This window comes from Pseudomonas sp. B21-051 (genome assembly GCF_024748795.1).
Taxonomy (GTDB): Bacteria; Pseudomonadota; Gammaproteobacteria; order Pseudomonadales; family Pseudomonadaceae; genus Aquipseudomonas; species Aquipseudomonas putida_A.
Genome location: NZ_CP087166.1, coordinates 2,796,952 through 2,815,386 on the forward strand (window position 1 = coordinate 2,796,952; position 18,435 = coordinate 2,815,386).

General features: G+C 59.6%; 19 protein-coding genes. 5 read left to right on the top strand and 14 right to left on the bottom strand.

The features are described 5' to 3' along the window. Nucleotides 1–6 precede the first annotated feature (6 nt). The 3 genes from nhaB to LOY52_RS12525 all read right to left on the bottom strand — a co-directional run bounded on the left by nhaB (nucleotide 7) and on the right by LOY52_RS12525 (nucleotide 3,413). The gene (nhaB, locus tag LOY52_RS12515; protein ID WP_258679678.1) at nucleotides 7–1,509 is read right to left on the bottom strand and encodes a sodium/proton antiporter NhaB; all 1,503 of its coding nucleotides are present in this window, start codon (nucleotides 1,507–1,509) and stop codon (nucleotides 7–9) included. Nucleotides 1,510–1,576: 67 nt separating this feature from the next. Continuing rightward, entirely contained in the window at nucleotides 1,577–2,866 is a 1,290-nt protein-coding gene (locus LOY52_RS12520; protein ID WP_258679679.1) for a hypothetical protein, read from the bottom strand. Between the two features lie 280 nt (nucleotides 2,867–3,146). Continuing rightward, a complete protein-coding gene (locus LOY52_RS12525) occupies nucleotides 3,147–3,413 on the bottom strand; it encodes a hypothetical protein (protein WP_003225374.1) in 267 nt (88 codons plus the stop codon). A 346-nt stretch (nucleotides 3,414–3,759) separates the two neighbouring features. On the opposite strand from LOY52_RS12525, the gene LOY52_RS12530 reads away from it, so the two are divergent. Then, entirely contained in the window at nucleotides 3,760–5,085 is a 1,326-nt protein-coding gene (locus LOY52_RS12530) for a sigma-54 dependent transcriptional regulator (RefSeq protein WP_007964636.1), read from the top strand. 86 nt (nucleotides 5,086–5,171) lie between these two features. Here the strand turns inward: LOY52_RS12530 and LOY52_RS12535 are convergent, their stop codons facing one another. From LOY52_RS12535 to LOY52_RS12575, 9 genes are all read right to left on the bottom strand, one after another. Next, nucleotides 5,172–6,494 carry a hypothetical protein gene (locus LOY52_RS12535; RefSeq protein ID WP_258679680.1) on the bottom strand — a complete coding sequence of 441 codons (1,323 nt, stop codon included), beginning with the start codon at nucleotides 6,492–6,494 and terminating at the stop codon, nucleotides 5,172–5,174. A gap of 45 nt (nucleotides 6,495–6,539) precedes the next feature. Continuing rightward, nucleotides 6,540–7,286 (bottom strand): hypothetical protein, encoded by a 747-nt coding sequence (locus LOY52_RS12540; RefSeq protein WP_123586475.1) that lies wholly within the window; start codon nucleotides 7,284–7,286, stop codon nucleotides 6,540–6,542. Nucleotides 7,287–7,330: 44 nt separating this feature from the next. Next, nucleotides 7,331–8,011 carry a C39 family peptidase gene (locus LOY52_RS12545; protein ID WP_258679681.1) on the bottom strand — a complete coding sequence of 227 codons (681 nt, stop codon included), beginning with the start codon at nucleotides 8,009–8,011 and terminating at the stop codon, nucleotides 7,331–7,333. A gap of 63 nt (nucleotides 8,012–8,074) precedes the next feature. Next, nucleotides 8,075–9,076 (bottom strand): hypothetical protein, encoded by a 1,002-nt coding sequence (locus LOY52_RS12550; RefSeq protein ID WP_007964628.1) that lies wholly within the window; start codon nucleotides 9,074–9,076, stop codon nucleotides 8,075–8,077. A gap of 73 nt (nucleotides 9,077–9,149) precedes the next feature. Next, the gene (locus LOY52_RS12555) at nucleotides 9,150–9,722 is read right to left on the bottom strand and encodes an adhesin (RefSeq protein WP_258679682.1); all 573 of its coding nucleotides are present in this window, start codon (nucleotides 9,720–9,722) and stop codon (nucleotides 9,150–9,152) included. A 1-nt stretch (nucleotide 9,723) separates the two neighbouring features. Next, entirely contained in the window at nucleotides 9,724–10,173 is a 450-nt protein-coding gene (locus tag LOY52_RS12560; protein ID WP_027612703.1) for a hypothetical protein, read from the bottom strand. Between the two features lie 335 nt (nucleotides 10,174–10,508). Next, nucleotides 10,509–11,033 (bottom strand): AAA family ATPase, encoded by a 525-nt coding sequence (locus tag LOY52_RS12565; protein ID WP_258679862.1) that lies wholly within the window; start codon nucleotides 11,031–11,033, stop codon nucleotides 10,509–10,511. Then, complete coding sequence (pnuC, locus tag LOY52_RS12570) at nucleotides 11,030–11,593, bottom strand: nicotinamide riboside transporter PnuC (protein WP_258679683.1); 564 nt, start codon at nucleotides 11,591–11,593, stop codon at nucleotides 11,030–11,032. Before pnuC ends, LOY52_RS12565 begins: the two co-directional genes overlap by 4 nt. Nucleotides 11,594–11,806: 213 nt before the next feature. Continuing rightward, nucleotides 11,807–13,441, bottom strand: coding sequence for a methyl-accepting chemotaxis protein (locus tag LOY52_RS12575; protein ID WP_247267394.1), 1,635 nt, complete (start codon nucleotides 13,439–13,441; stop codon nucleotides 11,807–11,809). 303 nt (nucleotides 13,442–13,744) lie between these two features. On the opposite strand from LOY52_RS12575, the gene LOY52_RS12580 reads away from it, so the two are divergent. After that, on the top strand, nucleotides 13,745–14,575 hold the full coding sequence (locus LOY52_RS12580; protein ID WP_027612707.1) for an undecaprenyl-diphosphate phosphatase: 831 nt from the start codon (nucleotides 13,745–13,747) through the stop codon (nucleotides 14,573–14,575). Continuing rightward, entirely contained in the window at nucleotides 14,572–15,000 is a 429-nt protein-coding gene (locus LOY52_RS12585) for a DUF1294 domain-containing protein (RefSeq protein ID WP_258679684.1), read from the top strand. The genes LOY52_RS12580 and LOY52_RS12585 overlap by 4 nt, the downstream gene beginning before the upstream one ends. Nucleotides 15,001–15,113: 113 nt before the next feature. On the opposite strand, the gene LOY52_RS12590 is transcribed toward LOY52_RS12585, so the two are convergent. Further along, the gene (locus tag LOY52_RS12590; RefSeq protein ID WP_258679685.1) at nucleotides 15,114–15,473 is read right to left on the bottom strand and encodes an MmcQ/YjbR family DNA-binding protein; all 360 of its coding nucleotides are present in this window, start codon (nucleotides 15,471–15,473) and stop codon (nucleotides 15,114–15,116) included. After that, the gene (locus tag LOY52_RS12595) at nucleotides 15,470–16,378 is read right to left on the bottom strand and encodes a LysR substrate-binding domain-containing protein (protein WP_007964611.1); all 909 of its coding nucleotides are present in this window, start codon (nucleotides 16,376–16,378) and stop codon (nucleotides 15,470–15,472) included. The genes LOY52_RS12590 and LOY52_RS12595 overlap by 4 nt, the downstream gene beginning before the upstream one ends. A 125-nt stretch (nucleotides 16,379–16,503) precedes the next feature. On the opposite strand from LOY52_RS12595, the gene LOY52_RS12600 reads away from it, so the two are divergent. Together LOY52_RS12600 and LOY52_RS12605 are read left to right on the top strand one after the other, a co-directional pair. Further along, complete coding sequence (locus tag LOY52_RS12600) at nucleotides 16,504–17,115, top strand: FMN-dependent NADH-azoreductase (protein ID WP_258679686.1); 612 nt, start codon at nucleotides 16,504–16,506, stop codon at nucleotides 17,113–17,115. A 238-nt stretch (nucleotides 17,116–17,353) separates the two neighbouring features. Continuing rightward, entirely contained in the window at nucleotides 17,354–18,391 is a 1,038-nt protein-coding gene (locus tag LOY52_RS12605; RefSeq protein ID WP_258679687.1) for a dienelactone hydrolase, read from the top strand. Nucleotides 18,392–18,435 lie beyond the last annotated feature (44 nt).

Below are 18,435 nucleotides of genomic sequence, written 5' to 3' on the forward strand. Positions count from 1 at the left end.
TTGTTGTCAGAGCCAGTAACTCACCGCATACCAGCCCAGCAACCCCATCACCACGGTGTACGGCAGCGCCATCCACACCATCCGCCCGTACGACAGGCGTACCAGCGGCGCAATCGCCGAAGTCAGCAGAAACAGGAACGCCGCCTGACCATTGGGCGTTGCCACGCTTGGCAGATTGGTACCGGTGTTGATCGCGATCGCCAGTGTCTCGAAATGCTCGCGACTCATGTGCCCGGACAGGAAGGCCTGTTTTACTTCTGTGATGTAGATCGTGGCGACGAACACGTTGTCGCTGATCGCCGAGAGCAGGCCATTGGCGATGAACAGCATGCCCGGCTGTTGCTCCGCCGGCAGCGCCAGCACCCACTGGATCAGCGGCGCGAACAGTTGTTGATCGTGAATCACCGCGACCACGGCGAAGAACACCACCAGCAATGCAGTGAACGGCATGGCGTCCTTGAACGCGCTGCCCAGACGGTGCTCGTCGGTGATGCCGGTGAACGCGGTGATCAACACGATCACCATCAGGCCGATCAGCCCGACTTCCGCGACGTGAAACGCCAGACAACCAATCAGGATCAACGCAGCAGTGCCTTGTACCAGCAGCGCGGCACGCTGACGCGGGGTGCGTTCGGCGTTGTCTTCGGCGGCGTAATTGGCCAGCACGGCGCGGACGTTGTCCGGCAAAAGGGTGCCGTAGCCAAACCAGCGCAGTTTTTCCAGCAGCAGGCAGGTCACCAGGCCGGCCACCAGCACCGGCAGCGAGACCGGCGCGACTTTCTGGAAGAATTCTGCGAAGTGCCAACCCATCTCATGGCCGATCAGCAGGTTTTGTGGCTCGCCCACCAGGGTGCAGACCCCACCGAGTGCAGTGCCGACCGCGCCGTGCATCAGCAGGCTGCGCAAGAACGCGCGAAATTGCTCCAGGTCTTCATGGTGCAGGGCAGGCAGATGGCGGTCGTCGCTGAACTCGCTGTCCTGACGCGGATCATTGCCCGAAGCCACGCGGTGATAGACCGAATAGAAGCCGACCGCCGCGCTGATGATCACCGCGGTGACGGTCAGGGCATCGAGAAATGCCGAGAGGAAGGCCGAGAGGAAGCAGAACATCAGCGCCAGCAGCGCCTTGGAGCGCACGCCCAGCAGCAACCGTGAGAACAGAAACAGCAGCAGGTCCTTCATGAAGTAGATGCCTGCGACCATGAACATCAGCAGCAGGATCACCGGGAAGTTGTGCAGCAACTCATCGTACAGCGCTTGCGGCGTAGTCATCTTCAGCAGCAGGGCTTCGATCAGCAACAAGCCGCCGGGCATCAGCGGATAGCATTTGAGGGCCATGGCCAGGGTGAAAATGAACTCGATCACCAGCAGCCAGCCGGCGGCGACCGGGCCGACAGTGAACAGCACCACGGCGTTGAGGATCAGGAACCCGACGATGCACGCCTTGTACCAGCGGGGCGAATGCCCGAGGAAGTTATGCGCGAACGCCTTGGCCAGTGAACCGGACATCGGTTGCTCCTTGTTTTAAGAAGCGCGCAAGTTGCCGCAAGTGCCTGGCAAGTTCAAGTCTGGGGAGTTATTGATTCAGATAGCGCGCGACCATGGCGCGGTAGTTGCCGTCGAGTGAATAGCCGCCAACCAGGATTTGTCCGTCCGCCTGCACGGCGAGCGAGTTGGCGGTGTCCAGGCTGTGTCCCAAGCGGGTGCGGAGCCAGCCGTGCCCGTTGCCGAACCGCGCATCGAGTCGCCCGTCGGGCAAATAGCGCGCGACGATGAAGTCCGCTTCGATCCCGCCAATCGTTGCACCCACCGCGATGATGCGTCCATCTGCCATGCGCTGGGCAGCGCTCCACTGACAGCCGCTGGGGCCGATTTCCAGCAGGTGGGGGTGGCCGGCGTTGCTGCGCAATTCCGGGCGACCGTTGGGGTGCAGGCTCAGCGCCATGCAGCGGATCGGGTCGCGACTACTGCCAAAGCAGTGCAGATGCTTCTGCGATTCGATGACCTGACTGACCAGGGCACTTTGGCCGTGGGCCTTGAAGGCGAGGAAGCCATCCACCGCGAAACGTTCATCAAGGCGCCCGTCAGGCAGATAGCGCGCCACCAGCCCCTCTTGGGGGAAGTCGATGGAGCCGGCGACCAGTATCCGCCCGTCCTTCTGCAGTAGAAGGCTGCTGAGCCAGGTGTTGAGCAGCAGATGGCGGATCATCACGAAGCCGCGGCCATTGAAGCTTTTATCGAGCTCGCCGTCTGGCATCAGGCGGATCAGCATGCCGGCATGGTCGGCCAGTTCGAAGTGGTGGTTGGCGATCAGCAGAATGTGCCCGTCGTCTTGCACGGCGATGTCGCAGGCTTCGGCGCCCGGCACGCCGGGCGGCAGCCAGGTATCGCGGGAGCCGATGGACAGGTCGCCGGGCAGGCGCACCACTTTGCGCCCATTTTCACCAAAGCCGGGGTCGGGGATTCCATCAGCGCTGAACAGCGCCAGGGCGGGGAGGGTGCGGTGGGCGGTTTGATAATGCAGACCGGCCAGCAGGATTCGTCCGTCGGGCAACACCTGGATTTTGCCAGCGGTGGCTTCGAAGCCGGGTTCGAATTCGCCGATGACGCTGCCTTGCTGGCCGAAAGCGAGGTCGGCCGAACCGTCAGCGAGTATTCGCGCCAGACCAAACCGGCTGCCTTGGGCAGTACCGATCTTGGCCGCGACCAGCACGCGCCCCTGTCGATCCAGCGCAACACCCTGGGTCATGCTGGAAACACTGCCAGCGAAATAGACCTGAGCAACGCCAGTCTTGGCGAATTGTCTGTCCAGTTGTCCGCAGCGATTGAGTAGTGCCGGTCGCGCAAAGGCGTTCTCGGAGGACATGCATGCTTCTCCTTGCAAGTTGACCAGGCCCGAATCGGGCGGGTAACTGCATGAGCGGAACATTCAATCCCTGAATACACGCAAGTTCAACTGACAGAACTAACAGGTGGAGGGTCGCACTGTGCCATAACAGTGTCTTTTTGAACCAAATGAAAGCATGCCAAGCAGTGGCGCCTGACGCTTTAAAGGAAGTTGTACAGAAGTACTGGAGATGAACTGCTGCGGATAACTAACAGAACAGAGGGCGGATGACTTGGAAGTCACCCGCACGACTCTCTGATCAATGTGGCATCGACCACGATTGCAGCAGGTAACCTTCTTTGCTCAATTCGGCGCGGGCCTGTTGCAACAGCAGTTCCAGTTGCGCCGGGTCGGAGTAGGCGCTGCTCGGAATCTGCTGGCGACCGATGTGCGAGTTGGTACGATCGATGACGGTCAGGTTCAGTTCGCCGTTGCCGTCTTGTGGGGCCCAGGCCACGCACTGAAAGGGTTTGAACGCGTGGTTGGCAATCAAAAGAGCTTCGTTGATACGGAGCGGGGCGGTCATTGGGGTCTTCTCTCTGTCGTGCCCAATCAAGTGATGTGCCGTCGGTTGGGCTTACCGTTCGGCTGGTTACTTGTACTGATGCACGCAACCCCGTGGCAGGTCACACACGAAACAAAGAAATTTCAACTTAATTGCTCAGGCTCAACATTCCGAACGTTTTTGAAAGCCTGGTGAAAGATAGCAACTCGATAGCTGACTAATAAACTTGCTTCTTATAACTCGTTAGCTTGTACACCTATAAGCAATCGATACAAGGCCCTGTCAATTTCTTGCTAATGTTACAGTCGGGTCTGCCAAATGACTGTTTTTACAATAATTTCCTTAAATTTGGCGCCAAGGAACAGTCATGATCGAAGCGCCAGCGTTACGACGTTTATTGGTAGTCGACCCTTGTGACGACTGCCATCGCCTGTTACCCGGATTGCGCACGGTGGGCTGGGATGTCGACAGTTGTACCCTGGAAAATGCCGCCGATCGGACATGCGATGTCGGGCTGCTGCGACTGCAACCTTTTCACCTTGAACGTCCCGAAGCGGTCAAGGAACTGATCAGCCGCAGCGGCACCGAGTGGATCGCGGTGTTGAACCAGGAAGTCCTGCGGTTGCAGAACGTCGGTGACTTCGTCTGCGAATGGTTTTTCGATTTTCACACCTTGCCGTTCGATGTCTCACGGGTCCAGGTGACCCTGGGGCGCGCATTCGGCATGGCGCGTCTGCGCGGGCAAGGCACGATTCACGTTGACCAGCCGGAACATGAACTGCTCGGCGACAGCAAGCCGATCCGCGAGCTGCGCAAGTTATTGAGCAAACTGGCGCCGACCGAATCCCCGGTGCTGATCCGCGGTGAAAGTGGCACCGGTAAAGAACTGGTGGCGCGCACGCTGCACCGCCAGTCCCAGCGCCACAGCAAGCCGTTTGTGGCGATCAATTGCGGGGCGATTCCCGAACATTTGATTCAGTCCGAACTGTTCGGCCACGAAAAAGGCGCCTTTACCGGTGCGCATCAGCGCAAGGTCGGGCGCATCGAGGCCGCTAACGGTGGCACGCTGTTTCTCGACGAAATCGGTGATCTGCCGCTGGAATTGCAGGCCAATCTGCTGCGCTTTCTGCAGGAAAAACACATCGAGCGCGTCGGTGGCAGTCAGCCGATTCCGGTTGATGTTCGCGTGCTGGCGGCCACCCACGTCGACCTTGAGGCGGCGATCGAGAAAAAGCGTTTTCGCGAAGACCTGTATTACCGCCTCAATGTGCTGCAAGTGGTGACCGCGCCATTGCGCGAACGCCACGGTGATCTGTCGATGCTGGCCAACCATTTCTCGCACTTCTACAGCCACGAAACCGGCCGCCGTCCGCGCAGCTTCAGTGAGGATGCGTTGATCGCCATGGGCAAGCACGACTGGCCGGGCAATGTGCGCGAGCTGGCCAACCGCGTGCGACGGGGTCTGGTTCTGGCAGAAGGTCGACAGATCGAAGCCCGGGATCTGGGATTGCTCAGCCAGCACACGATTTCTACGCCGATGGGTACGCTGGAAGACTACAAGACCCGCGCCGAACGCCAGGCGCTGTGCGATGTGTTGAACCGCCACAGCGACAACCTGAGTGTCGCGGCGAAGGTGCTGGGAGTGTCGCGGCCGACGTTTTATCGCCTGCTGCATAAACATCAGATTCGCTAGAGACCAAAGCTCAAAAGATCGCAGCCTGCGGCAGCTCCTACAGGGATTGACTCTGTAGGAGCTGCCGCAGGCTGCGATCTTTTTCTTTAGAAGTAGTACGGGAATTTCAGGCTGAAGGAAAAGTCCGGGGCATCGTCGGTCATGCCGATCGACAGGTTGGGCACAATGGTCAAGTTATCCGTGGCGGCAATGGTCATGCCGACGTTGAAGTAACCGGCGTTGGCGTCACTGGACACTACCGATTGCCAATCACCGCCATCCTGTTTCAGCTTGCTCTTGCGCTGCACCAGGTCAGACACCGAGAACGACATACTCATTTTTTCGTTCAGAGCGAACGCAATACCGGCGCCGATCTGGAAGCTGTCGCCAATTTTTACCTTGCCCGGGGTTTTCTGGTTGACGGTCGAACTGATGTCGTCGAACGACTCTTCCAGGTTGTGGGTGTAGGACAAGCTGCCGAACAGCACAGCCGGGTCGAAGGTCTTGACCAGCGAGACGCCGGGGGTGATCGACCAGACGCCGTTGCCGGTTGGCAGCGTGTCAGGCACGAACAGGTTGGAGTTGGCGTCGGTCTGGCGCAGTTTGATACCGAACGGATCCTTGCCGGTTGGTGCCTTGACCCGCAGGGTGACCACGGCGTCCGGCGTGTTGACCGACTCGTCGAGGAACTTGTACGCGATGCCGAAGTTGACGTCGCCGATGGTCGGGTCGCGCGAAACATCCTGTTCCGTCGTGACGTTCGATGCACCACCGTTGCCGCCACCGGACTGATAGGTCGATTCGCGGTAAACCACCGGCACGTTCACGTCGAACTGCCAACGGTTGTCGAAGTTGTAGCGACCGGTCAGGTCCAGCGTCCAGGTGTCGGCCTTGATCCGGTCGAGGTTGATGTTGCCGAGAAAGATCGAGTCCAGCGCGAGGAAGCCGTTGAGGATCAGCTGCCGGGTGTCGTAACGCGAGTAGGTCACGCCGGTTTCAAAGCTGAATTTACCGCCGCCGAAGAAGCCGCTGGCTTCGTCGTAGAGGTTGGACACACTCTGTGCCGGTTGCGAATCATCGGCCAGCGATTGACCGTAAGAAGCGCCGCTGCCCCCGGCTGCGCCCCCCGACGCTGCGGCCGCGCCAACGCCGGGAGCCCCGGTGCTGGTCGCGACTTTTGGATTGCCTTTCATGTCAGACGGCGACTTGGCCAGCCGTTTGGGTTGCGGGGCTGCCGGTTGATCCTCAACCTGACGGACCCGTTGTTCGAGCACCGCCAGGGCCTTTTGTTGTACTTCGTATCGTTGCTTCAGCTCCAGAAGTTCCTGTTTCAGGGTCTCCACATCTGCGTCGGGTGCTGCTTGCAGCATCGCCGCGGGTAGAAGAGTACTCAGACATACAGCGGCACGCAGTGATACTGATCGATACATGAATAAGCCGTCCCTTTAAGCCCAATGATCGAGACTCAGCGTAGTTCAATATCCGATATTGCGTAGTGCCCTGAGTTGAGTCAGGTTGCAGTCCAGTGCGCCGGGGCTGATGCCGTTATTGTTAAGCACAACATTGAGTTGGGTCATGTTGTTGACCACGTTGGCGCTGCCGAGCAGGCGGGTGTTCTGCAGCAGGCCGCCCTGGGCCACTTGTTGCAGGGCGGTGCCTTGATTGCCCGAGGCCTGAATGGCCATTTGCACGCCACTGTTGCTGGCCGAAACGGCGACACTGCCGGCGGCATTGCTGGCCCCGATGGTCTGCCCGGCCATCAGGGCCTGGCCTTGTGCGGGTGCCAGTGGCGGAGGGGTATTGGCTTCTTTTACGTTGATTGCCACGTTGTTGCTGGCGGTGTTGCCGTCGCCGGCGGCGCGTACGCTTTGGGTCACGCCCTGGCTGCTGTTGAGTGCCGCGCCACCAATGACATTGCCAGTGCCCGGCGTCGGGGTGCTGCCGTTGCCCTGTTCCTTGATGGTCGAGACATAGAATTCCGGTTTGATCGTGGCGGCCTGGATTTGCATCGACGTCGCAGCGCCGATCAGATCACCGCTGGCGTTGCGCCAGGTACTGCTCATGACAATGCCGAAGCTGATGATCCGCCCCGGCATGACGTAACGACCACGAAGCTGGGACAGCTCCTGATCCTGAACTTCTATGGGTTTGAATCCTGCATTGGCATAGCCTGACGCGCTCGCTGCCAGGCAGGCGGCGGCCAGCCAGTATGAGGTTTTCATCTGCTGCTCCCGGGACATCCAGTCCCATTCTTTATAATCGGCGATTAAAAGAAGTCGCTCTGTATGAACCCGAAGTCCATCAATTCGGCATCTCTGACAGGGTTGAAGTTATCCAGCTTGTTCTTCGCAGTCAGCGGGGTCGGTGGCGTGCGCAATGCATTGGTTTTGTCATAACCGGGGCCGACGATGGCGAAGACGATGCCGTTCCAACCTTTGACAAAGTCATCATGGGCGTAGCGTTTGTGGCCTAAGACGGGATCTCCGATATAAACCCAATCCTTGTCCGAACGCTGCAGCACCACGAAATGCTTGTAGCCGCGAATTTCCATCAGTACCACCACCGGGATTGTTACGTCGTCGAGTTTTTCCGGTGGAATCTTGTAGCCCCTGGCGCGCATGCCGATGCTTTCTATGTAGCGTTTCATGTCCAGCATGGAAAAACCTTGAGTGCGAACAAGGTCCTGGTCAGCGTTGACCAGCATGCCTTTGATGATGTGCTCTTCATCGACGTCGAGCCAATAAGCCTGGCGCAGTACCGTGGCCAGTGCGGCGGCGCCGCAGCTGAAATCGGTTTTTTGTTCGACGATGTCGGCAAACTTGCGTTCACGGATGCTTTGCACGTTCTTGTAGACGAGTACGCCGCCGGGCAGGGCAGCGACAGGCATCTGGGCCGCCTGGGTCAGGCCGGACAGGCAAAGCAGGGCGATAAAGGCAGTCTTACGCATGATCGATACGCCTTTGCGGACTGAGGAAAAGCCCCGTTTCCGGGGCTTTCGTTTCGATCGCGATTACATGCAGGCTTTGCAACCTGCAGCGATGGACAGCGAGTTGCTTTGTTGGTTGCCAACACCGGCGGCGTTGTTGTAACCAGCGTTACCGGAGAAGTTGTTACCAACGTTCGAGATGTTTGCGTTGTTGGTCACAGGGTTTTTCCAGCCATCAGGGGTCAGCACTTGTTGAGTGGTGACGCCAGCCAGGCCGAAGACACCGACAGCTTCGAAGGTGGCTTTCTGATCTTTGCTGCCGCCGTTACCGCCATGGCCGCGATCGTTGTCACCATAGCCGCCACCGCCGTGGCCTTTATCACCTTCGATAGTAGCTTTGCCAACGGCAGCGAATGCGCCGACGGCGGCCACGGTGCCGGTGAGGGTATCTTTTTTGTAGGTTTGAGTGCCGTTATTGGACACAGTCAGGCCAGTGGAGCTTTGGTTCGCAGCAGCAGCAGCGTTAGCTACACGACCACCCGATACAGCAATAGCCAGGTTGTTTTTCTGTTGGTTGAAGTTGCCGGCACTGTTGTTCACGCCAATGTTGCCGGAACCGCCGTTACCCACGTTGTTGAGGTTGGCGTTGTTGGTTGTCGAGTAGTTGGCAACCGCGTTGTTGTTGTTGACCTGAGTGGCGCTGGAGACAGATACCGCGCTGCCGAAGATAAAGCTTTCGTCGGCAGTCGCCAGTGCAGCAGCGTTGTCTTGCTGGTTGCCATCGCCGGCGGTGTTGTTCATGCCGACGTTGCCGTTGGTGCCATTGGCCGAGTTATTGACGTTGGCATCGTTTTTGGTGCCTTGGTTGCCCACCAGGTTGCCATCGCTGTTCTGCGTATCGAGTACGGCAGCCCCGGCACCGGCTCCGATCTGCAGAAGTTGTTCCAGGGTAGGGCCTTTTGGTTCATGGTTGCCATGGCCATTGCCGTGCCCGTTACCATGATCATTGCCGCCTGCCTGAGCCGCCATTGCCATTACTGCTGCAAGTGCGAAAACCAGTGGTTTGAGAGCCATTGTAGGTTTCATGGTGTTTCTCCATCGTGCTTATTAGTTGGTTAAGTGTTGGTACTTTCTAATTGCACTGCTTTTGTTGTTTGGGTCAGTCAGCGACCCGGATGCTCAGGGTGTTAGCCATACGGTTCCCCACCCCGGCACTCTGGTTCACCTGAATCACCCCTCGGCTGCCGGTGAAGGCCTGATCACTTGTCGTGACCTGGCGACTGCCGGGTGAGGTGCCAGTTGCTCCTGAGCTCGGTAAAAGCGCCACGTTTTGTTGCGACAGGGCGCTGTCGTCAACGCTTTGCGGGCCAGCACTGATGCTGACGCGCGTCACGTTGGCCATCTGGTTGTTGGCACCGGCGCCCTGGTTCACGCCCAGGATCCCGTTGCCATTACTGAAAGAGGTGCCGCCAATGGTGGCGCTGGCATTCGTTGAAGGGTTGGCCGGTGTATCGATGTGCTGCCGGACGTTGGTGGTAGCACTGGCCGAGGTGCCAATGGCGATGGCTTTGGTATTGGTTTGTTGCATCTGGTCGCCAGCAGCCTGGTTGACGTTGTAGTTGCCGCGGTACTGGACACCGGTGTCCTGAATGTTCGCGTTATTGACCGAGTCGGGGGCGGCCATCGCCTGGACGCAGCCGAAAAGGGCAAGTAAAAGAAGGGAACGATTCATCTCATTGCCCTCCGGCCATGCGGGTCAGCGGAGCAAGACCGGAACTCATTGCACGGTTGACGGTGTTGGAAATCGAACCGCCCGCGCCACCGCCGTGACCGCCGCCCATGCCGGGCAGGCCGTTGGGATTGGTCAGGGTGTTCATGCCAGGCATGTTGGCGGTGGGCGTGGTGATATTGCCGCGAATCGAAGCGCCACTGGCTACACTGGCAAATTCACCGTCATTGAGTTCGGTGCTGGTCATCGCTTGATTGATGCGAGCCGAAGGGTTGGCATTGACCGTGGTTGGGTAGGGGTCTTTGCCACCGCTGCGCCCGATAGGAATGGGCTGGACGTCGCGGTTGAGAACGATCACGCCATTGCCTTCGGCCTGAACGTTGAAACTGATGAATGTGCTGGCGGCTGATCCAATCAGCAGAAGGCAGGTCAGGCCTTTATTGATATTCCCCACGGCGGCAATTCCTTCTTCAGTGGGCTGGCTCTTGTCAGCGTTGGGAAGGAGAGAGCGAAAGCTGTGCCGCTTTTGAGTTATCTATTGTTTTCAACGGGTTGGCGCTGCGGTATGCAACGTTGATACATAACCTGTTTCAGCGCTGATACAGTCATGCCGACAGCGGCGGGGGCAGGGGCGGTGCAAAGCTCTGGAACAACGGTTTGCGCCGGGGTGTTTCACCGGCGTAACAGATACCCTGACAGAATGATGAAGGCCATTTAAACGGCTGCTTTGCGCAAGGGTGGGTGTTTCAGGAATGGACACTTGGGGCCCGAAAGGAGCTGTTTGCCAGGTCAATCAGCCATCAAACGCGCCACGGCTTCGAAAGCCAGAGACCGACGTTCATCCCAATCACCCTGAACGATCTGCAACGGTTGCCCGTGCTGTTCCAGCCAGTCGCGGGTGGCCTGAAAGAACGCCATGCGTTCACTGAGCTGCGGCTGGCAGCGTTGGCCGTCGTCAGTCCAGTCGATCTGCTCCGGCGACAACAGCAGGTGCAGGTCGTAATGCCGCGCCAGCAGCTCGGGTTCCAGCCACGCCGGGCAGTCGCCAAACAGGGTCTGGCTCCAGAGGATGTTGCTCAGCAAATGGGTATCGAGAATCAGCAATTGCGGTTGCTGTGCCCGTGCCTGATCTTCCCACTGCAACTGCCCACGTGCGATGTCGGGGATGTCGTTGAGGTAGGTATCGCGTGGATTCTGCTCGATGAACCAGCGCACGTATTCGTCCACCCGCAGGCCGCCGAAGCGCTCCTGCAGGCCAGCGGCCAGCCAGCTCTTGCCGGTGGATTCCGGGCCGGTGAGGACTACCACCTTCATCGCTGCAACGCCGGATCGGCGCGCCATTCGCGCCAGCCTTGCACAGCAATCAGGGTGAACAGCGCATACAGCGCGGCGGTGAGGTACAGGCCTTTGTACAGGAACAGGCCGACGAAAATCACATCCAGCACGAACCACAGCGCCCAGCATTGCAGACGTTTCTGCGCCATCCACAATTGCGCAACCAGGCTGAACGCCGTCAGCGCGGCATCGAGCCACGGCTGCGCCGCGTCGGTCCAGTGCGCCATGGCCGCACCCAGCAGCAGGCTGCCGAGGGCGCCTACGCTCAGACCGAGCAGGATCGAGCGCCGATCCAGACGCGTGACTTCACGGCCGTCATGCATCGTCCCGGCGCGGGTCCATTGCCACCAGCCGTAGACTTGCAGCGCGGCGTAAATCACTTGCAGCAACATGTCCGAGTACAGCTTCACGTCATAGAAAATCCAGCTGTACAGCAACACCATGACCAGGCCGATCGGCCAGCACCACGGATTCTGTTTGACCGTCAGCCAGACGGCGATCACACCGAGGGCGGCGGCAAACAGTTCAAGCCCGGACATGGGGGTTCCTTGGGGGAGTGCAAGAAGGGGCGCAATTGTACCCGGAAAGCTTGAATGACGAATAACCCTGTGGGAGCGAGCCTTACCGATTTTGACGGGGCACCTGGTCCCCCTGTGGGAGCGAGCCTGCTCGCGAAAGCGGTATGTCAGCAACGCAGATGTTGACTGACATTACGCCTTCGCGAGCAGGCTCGCTCCCACAAGGGTGAGGGGTCAGACGCGGAACTGACGCAGCAACTGGTTCAACTGCTCGCTCAACTGGCCAAGTTTGACGCTCGCCGCACTCGACTGCTCCGCCGCCAGCGCGGTGCTGTGAGACAGGCCGGCCGCCTGCGTGACGTTCTGGTTGATGTCCTCGACCACATGCGCCTGTTGCAGTGTGGCGCTGGCAATCGAGGCGTTCAGGCCATTGAGATTGCGCAGGGCCTGGCCGATGGCATTCAGGCTCGCGCCGGCCAATCCCGCCTGTTCGATGGTCAGTTGCGAGGCCTTGCTGCTGTCGCCAATGACTTTCACCGCTGCTTCGGAATGATTCTGCAGGCGTTCGATCATGCTTTGAATTTCCGCGGTCGACTTTTGCGTGCGCTGCGCCAGCAACCGCACTTCATCGGCCACCACCGCAAAGCCCCGGCCCTGTTCACCGGCGCGGGCCGCTTCGATGGCCGCATTGAGTGCCAGCAGGTTGGTCTGCTCGGCAATCGAACGGATCACCTCCAGCACACTGCCAATCTGCGTGCTCTCTGCTGCCAAGGTGCGAATCACCTCCACCGCCTGGTCAATGGTTCCGGACAATTTGTCGATCTGTTGCAGGCTGCCGTCGATGTTGATCTGACCCTGCTGCGCCTGAGCCTCGGCATCGCGCATTTCAGCGGCAGCGTGTTCGGCGTTCTTTGCCACGTCCTGCACGCCATAGGTCACTTCGTTGATCGCGGTCGCGACCAGTTCCATCTGCTGCGATTGCTGCTGGCTGCGCTGCTGGGCCTGGGTCGCGTCGTTACCCAGTTCACTGGACGACTGGCCGAGCGCACTGGCCGAAACCTGCAAGTCACCGATGACCCGGCGCAACTTGGCGGTGAAGGCGTTGAAGTGATGCGCCAGTTGCGTGACTTCGTCCTGACCGTGGGTGTCGAGGCTGCGGGTCAGGTCGCTCTCGCCGCTGGCGATGTTGGCCATGGCGTTCACGGTTTCCTGCAGCGGACGGACGATGCTGCGGGCAATCAAAATCACCAGCAAGGCCATGATCACGGCGATCACCAAACCAATCACCGAAGCCTTGATCAACTGCCCCCGGAACTCGCTCTGCACATCATCGACGTAAACGCCCGAACCGAGCACCCAGCCCCACGGTTCGAACAGTTTGACGTAGGAGGTTTTCGCCACCGGCTCACTGGCGCCGGGTTTGGGCCAGCGGTAATCGACCATGCCGGCGCCTTTGCTTTTGGCGATCGCGACCATCTCGTTGAACACCGCGAAACCGTCCGGGTCGCGGATCGCCGAGAGGTTCTGGCCTTCGAGCTTGGGGTTGGTCGGGTGCATGACCATCACCGGGGTGAGGTCGTTGATCCAAAAGTAATCGCTCTGGTCGTAGCGCAGGCCGCGAATCGCGGTCAGTGCCTGTTTCTGCGCGGCGTCGCGGGTCAGGGTGCCGGCGGTTTCGAGGTCGTGGTAATAAGTCAGCAGGCCGCTGGCGGTCTGCACCACATGCTGGGTTTTCTGCGCCTTGGCGTGGTACAGGTCATCGTGGATCTGCTTGAGCATCAACACGCCCAAGGTCAACAACATGACCACCGCCACAATCAAAATGAGCCACAAGCGTCGGCTGATCGACACACTGCGCAAGCTGTTCATAACGCTGTCACTCCGATTTCTTTTTCTTGTAATAAATCAACGCCAGCATCCAACCACGTTTGGGTGGTCAGGCATACGCGACCCAAGTCGAATAACGCCGCAGCACTATTAAGGCTTGTCTGTTAGGATTTCGGCCCCGCGCGTGAAAACCTGAATCCAAATTGATATTTCACGGAATTTTGACCGTTTCGTGTGGATGCTGTGTGCGCGGAATCGGTACAGCTACAAACAGCTACGCTGATCGCAGTGAACGTAAAAAATACTATCGGGGCATGCCATTGTGCATCGCTCTTTGGGGGACTGATGGATCTTTGGACCGCCTTGCAGGCACTGATTCTTGGAGTTGTAGAGGGGCTGACGGAGTTTTTGCCCATTTCCAGTACCGGACACCAGATCATTGTTGCCGACTTGCTCGACTTCGGCGGCGAACGGGCCATGGCGTTCAACATCATTATTCAGCTCGGCGCGATCCTCGCGGTGGTCTGGGAGTTTCGTCGCAAGATTCTCGACGTGGTGATCGGCTTGCCGACCCAGCCGAGTGCGCGGCGTTTTACCGCCAACCTGCTGATCGCGTTTCTGCCGGCGGTGGTGCTGGGGGTGATTTTTGCCGACCTGATTCATCAATACCTGTTCAATCCGATCACCGTCGCGACCGCGCTGGTGGTGGGCGGTGTGATCATGCTGTGGGCCGAGCGTCGCCAGCATGAGGTGCACGCCGAAACCGTGGACGAGATCACCTGGAAGGACGCGCTGAAAGTCGGTTTCGCGCAGTGTCTGGCGATGATCCCCGGTACCTCGCGGTCCGGCTCGACGATCATCGGCGGCCTGCTGTTCGGCCTGTCGCGCAAGACCGCGACCGAGTTCTCGTTTTTCCTGGCGATGCCGACCATGGTCGGTGCGGCGGTGTACTCCGGTTACAAGTATCGCCATCTGTTCGTGCCGGCAGACTTCCCGGTGTTCGCCATCGGCTTCATCACCGCGTTCATCTTCGCCATGATTGCCGTGCGCGGTCTGCTCAAGTTCATCGCCAGCCACAGTTACGCGGCATTCGCCTGGTACCGGATCGTTTTCGGTCTGGTGATTCTGGCGACCTGGCAGTTCGGCTGGGTCGACTGGTCGGCGGCCAAGCCATGAGTGATTCCCGCGCGCGCCGCCCGGAGGGACGCCCATCTGGAGGCGGCGTTCAGCATCTGAAACTGAAACTCGCAGTGCTGCTGATCGTCTGCGCGCTGCCGCTGTTCGGCTCGCTGTCGATGTGGCTGCGCGGCATCTCGCTGGTGCCGTTGGCTGCTTATGGCGTGGTCAGCGTGCTGGCGTTTTTCATGTACTGGGCAGACAAGCGCAAGGCCCGCGCCGATGCGTGGCGCACGCCGGAGAACATCCTGCATGCGCTGGAACTGGCTGGCGGCTGGCCCGGCGCGCTGATCGCCCAACAGGTGTTCCGGCACAAGACGCGCAAGGTGTCGTTTCAGATTCTGTTCTGGGTGATTGTGGCGCTGCATCAGGTGTTCTGGATCGACCAGTTGTTTCTCGGCTCGAACCTGCTGTCACTGTTCTGAATCACCACAAATCCCCCTGTAGGAGCTGCCGCAGGCTGCGATCTTTTGATCTTGCTTTCTAAAAGATCAAAGTCAAAGATCGCAGCCTGCGGCAGCTCCTACAGGGGCGGGGTTCAGAGCAGTAATCCGATTTGGGTTTTTTTGGGCAATTTGCCCACCACCAATTGATGCGAACGCGTCAGCAATCCCTGCAGTTCCTCGGCGCCCAGCGGGTAGGGCGGGTGCATGATGATCCACTGCGCCCGTGCCAGATAAGGCGCCGGCTGAATCCCCGGGCGGTCGCAATGGCCGAGAAACAGGTCCTTGTCGACTTTGAACGCCAATGAGTCCCCGCGCAGCCCTTGCAAGGCGAACATCTTGTTGCCGGCAATCGAAAACACCCGCACGCCGCCCCACTTGAAATCCTCCCGCGCGCCCGGCAAGGCCAGGCAGAACGCGGCGACATCCGCTTCGTTCATTTTTCCCTTGTTCATAACAACCGCTCCCCGCACGCATTGAACGATTCGACCAAGTGATCGATCCACGCCCGCACCGCCGGCATCACCCCGCGTCGATGCGGATACACCGCCTGCAACCAGCCGCCGGGCAACGACCACTCGGGCAGCAATTGCACCAGCGCGCCGCTCTCAAGGTCGGCTTCGCAATACATCATCGGCAGCAGGGTAAAACCCTGGCCGGCCAGCACACAGGCCTTGCGCACGATGAAGTCATCGATACCCAGTCGCGCTTCCATGTTCAGTTCGACGCTGTTGCCTTGCTCGTCCAGCAAGCGCACATGCACCATGCGATCGGCTTCCAGCGCGCCGAGCACCGGCAGGTTCTTCAAATCCTGCGGATGAGTGATGGTTTTACCCTCGACAAAAGCCGGGCTGGCCACCACGACCATTTGTGCCTGGCGCAGACGCCGGGTGACCAGCAACGGATCTTCATCGCCCAACTCGCGTACACGCAGGGCCACGTCGAAGCCTTCGGCGACCAGATCCACCCGGCGATTGAGCAGTACGACCTCCAGTTGCACCTGAGGGAATTTGCCGAGGAATTCACTGATCACCCACGGCAACATTTCCCGCGCCAGACCAGTGGGGCAGGACACCCGCAAGCGGCCGCGTGGCTCGCTGGACATGCTGGCGACTGCTTCGTCGGCCATCTCCGCTTCCAGCAACATCGCCTGACAGTGACGCAAGTAGCGTTCGCCAACAGCGGTCAGGTTCAACTGGCGCGTGGTGCGTTGCAGCAGACGGGCGCCGAGGCGCTCTTCGAGTTCGGCAATGCGTCGTGACAGTCGAGACTTGGGAATGCCCAGCAAACGCCCGGCTGCGGCGAAGCCACCGGCCTCGACCACCTTGGCGAAATAGTAGAGATCATTGAGATCCTGCATGAAAAGCCCACCGTTCTATCAGTAGGACGAACTATCGCATTGTCGGCGGCTAATCAGCTATTGGTTTCTTCCGTAGGATTGTCTCCATTCCATCGCCGCCGGCGATTCTTTCCAGGAGATTCCACATGAAACTGCTGCACATCGATTCGAGCATTCTGGGCGACAACTCCGCTTCCCGTCAGCTGAGCAGCCAAGTCGTCAAAGCCTGGCAAGCCGCCGAGCCTGCTGCTGTCGTGACCTACCGCGACCTGGCGGCCGACGCCATCAGCCACTTCTCGTCGACCACCCTGGTGGCTGCCGGTACCACCGCTGAACTGCGCGACGCCGCACAACAGCACGAAGCCGAACTGAGCGCTTCGACCCTGGCCGAATTCATCGCTGCCGACGCCATCGTCATTGCCGCGCCGATGTACAACTTCACCGTGCCGACCCAGCTCAAGGCCTGGATCGACCGCGTCGCCGTTGCCGGCCAGACTTTCCGCTACACCGAAGCCGGCCCTGAAGGCCTGTGCGGTGGCAAGAAAGTGGTGATCGTCTCCACCTCCGGCGGCATCCATGCCGGTCAGGCGAGCGGCATCGCTCACGAAGAATATCTGAAGCTGGTACTGGGCTTCCTCGGCATCACCGACATCGAAATCGTTCGTGCCGAAGGTCTGGCCTACGGTGATGAAGTGCGCAACAACGCGATGAGCGCTGCTCAGGCGAAGATCAGCGAGCAATTGTTTGCCGCCGCGTAAGCATTGCGTAAAGACCAGCTGCCGTTCAGGTAGCGCCTCAAAAAACTCTGTATTCTGGTTCTGCAAGGGCCAGATGCGGAGTTTTTTGTTTCTGACTGTTGCATAATCTGGCCCGGGTTATGCAGTCAAACGATCAACGTCTGAGTGCAACGCCGCGCCGGATCACCGAACCACCGGGTTTCGGGCGTGTCGGAACACAAAGGATCTTTCGATTGAGTAACACAGGGTGGGCCATCCCATGATGCGTCTTTGTGCAACGTTACTGATTTGCCTGCTCGGCAGCCTCGGTTCAGTGCATGCCGCGCCCGGGCGACACCCTGTCTGGAGTGTCGGTTACCACGAAATGACCTTCCTCGATCCGCTGGATCTGCAACCGATGCGCGCCATCGCCTTCTATCCCTCCAGCGACCGCGAACACAGCAGCTTGCTTGAGGGTTACACCGTCGAGGCCGGCGCTGACACCAAGGTGGCCATCGGTCGTTTTCCGATGCTGATGTTGTCCCACGGCAACACCGGCACGCCGCTGGCACTGCATGACCTCGCCACCTCGCTGGCACGCAAGGGCTTTGTAGTGGTCGCGGTGATTCATCCCGGCGACAACTCCAAAGACCACAGCCGCCTCGGCACCCTGAGCAATCTGTATGGGCGGCCGATCCAGATTTCCGAAGCAATCACCGCGACCCTCGGCGACCCGATGCTCTCGCCGTTCGTCAACGCTGATCAGGTCGGGGTCATTGGTTATTCGGCCGGTGGCGAAACCGCGTTGATTCTCTCCGGCGCGCAGCCGGATCTGGATCGTCTGCGCCGCTACTGCCAGGAACGCCCTGACGACCATGATGCCTGCAACACTCAGGGTGAGCTGATCGTCGATCGCGATGACTTGCAGCCAGTGGCCGATCCGCGTGTGCATGCGCTGCTGTTGATGGCACCGCTGAGCCTGAAATTCGGCCGTAGCACCCTGGCGGATGTGCATGTGCCGGTGCTGCTGTACAGCGGCGATGGCGACAAACTGGTGGCCTTCGACAAAAACGCCGCGGCTCTGGCGCGCAAACTGCCGACCGCGCCGGACTTCAAGTTGTTGGCCGGGGCAGGGCACTTCGTGTTCATGGCGCCGTGCAATGAAGAGCAGATCCGCGCCATGCCGGCGCTGTGCACCGATGCCGACGGCGTGGATCGCGAAGACATTCACCGCAACCTGATCTCCGAAGCCGGACTGTTCTTCTCGCGCACGCTGGGCAAGCCGAGCCGGGCGGGGATGCAGACCGCGGATCAATAAAGATCAAAAGATCGTCCGATCGCGGCCCGAGCCTTCGGCAGCTC

What these genes read in the sequence shown, in the direction of transcription:
- nhaB (WP_258679678.1), bottom strand. Translation starts at nt 1,509, where the DNA reads ATGTCCGGTTCACTGGCCAAGGCGTTCGCGCATAACTTCCTCGGGCAT.
- LOY52_RS12520 (WP_258679679.1), bottom strand. Translation starts at nt 2,866, where the DNA reads ATGTCCTCCGAGAACGCCTTTGCGCGACCGGCACTACTCAATCGCTGC.
- LOY52_RS12525 (WP_003225374.1), bottom strand. Translation starts at nt 3,413, where the DNA reads ATGACCGCCCCGCTCCGTATCAACGAAGCTCTTTTGATTGCCAACCAC.
- LOY52_RS12530 (WP_007964636.1), top strand. Translation starts at nt 3,760, where the DNA reads ATGATCGAAGCGCCAGCGTTACGACGTTTATTGGTAGTCGACCCTTGT.
- LOY52_RS12535 (WP_258679680.1), bottom strand. Translation starts at nt 6,494, where the DNA reads ATGTATCGATCAGTATCACTGCGTGCCGCTGTATGTCTGAGTACTCTT.
- LOY52_RS12540 (WP_123586475.1), bottom strand. Translation starts at nt 7,286, where the DNA reads ATGAAAACCTCATACTGGCTGGCCGCCGCCTGCCTGGCAGCGAGCGCG.
- LOY52_RS12545 (WP_258679681.1), bottom strand. Translation starts at nt 8,011, where the DNA reads ATGCGTAAGACTGCCTTTATCGCCCTGCTTTGCCTGTCCGGCCTGACC.
- LOY52_RS12550 (WP_007964628.1), bottom strand. Translation starts at nt 9,076, where the DNA reads ATGAAACCTACAATGGCTCTCAAACCACTGGTTTTCGCACTTGCAGCA.
- LOY52_RS12555 (WP_258679682.1), bottom strand. Translation starts at nt 9,722, where the DNA reads ATGAATCGTTCCCTTCTTTTACTTGCCCTTTTCGGCTGCGTCCAGGCG.
- LOY52_RS12565 (WP_258679862.1), bottom strand. Translation starts at nt 11,033, where the DNA reads ATGAAGGTGGTAGTCCTCACCGGCCCGGAATCCACCGGCAAGAGCTGG.
- pnuC (WP_258679683.1), bottom strand. Translation starts at nt 11,593, where the DNA reads ATGTCCGGGCTTGAACTGTTTGCCGCCGCCCTCGGTGTGATCGCCGTC.
- LOY52_RS12575 (WP_247267394.1), bottom strand. Translation starts at nt 13,441, where the DNA reads ATGAACAGCTTGCGCAGTGTGTCGATCAGCCGACGCTTGTGGCTCATT.
- LOY52_RS12580 (WP_027612707.1), top strand. Translation starts at nt 13,745, where the DNA reads ATGGATCTTTGGACCGCCTTGCAGGCACTGATTCTTGGAGTTGTAGAG.
- LOY52_RS12585 (WP_258679684.1), top strand. Translation starts at nt 14,572, where the DNA reads ATGAGTGATTCCCGCGCGCGCCGCCCGGAGGGACGCCCATCTGGAGGC.
- LOY52_RS12590 (WP_258679685.1), bottom strand. Translation starts at nt 15,473, where the DNA reads ATGAACAAGGGAAAAATGAACGAAGCGGATGTCGCCGCGTTCTGCCTG.
- LOY52_RS12595 (WP_007964611.1), bottom strand. Translation starts at nt 16,378, where the DNA reads ATGCAGGATCTCAATGATCTCTACTATTTCGCCAAGGTGGTCGAGGCC.
- LOY52_RS12600 (WP_258679686.1), top strand. Translation starts at nt 16,504, where the DNA reads ATGAAACTGCTGCACATCGATTCGAGCATTCTGGGCGACAACTCCGCT.
- LOY52_RS12605 (WP_258679687.1), top strand. Translation starts at nt 17,354, where the DNA reads ATGATGCGTCTTTGTGCAACGTTACTGATTTGCCTGCTCGGCAGCCTC.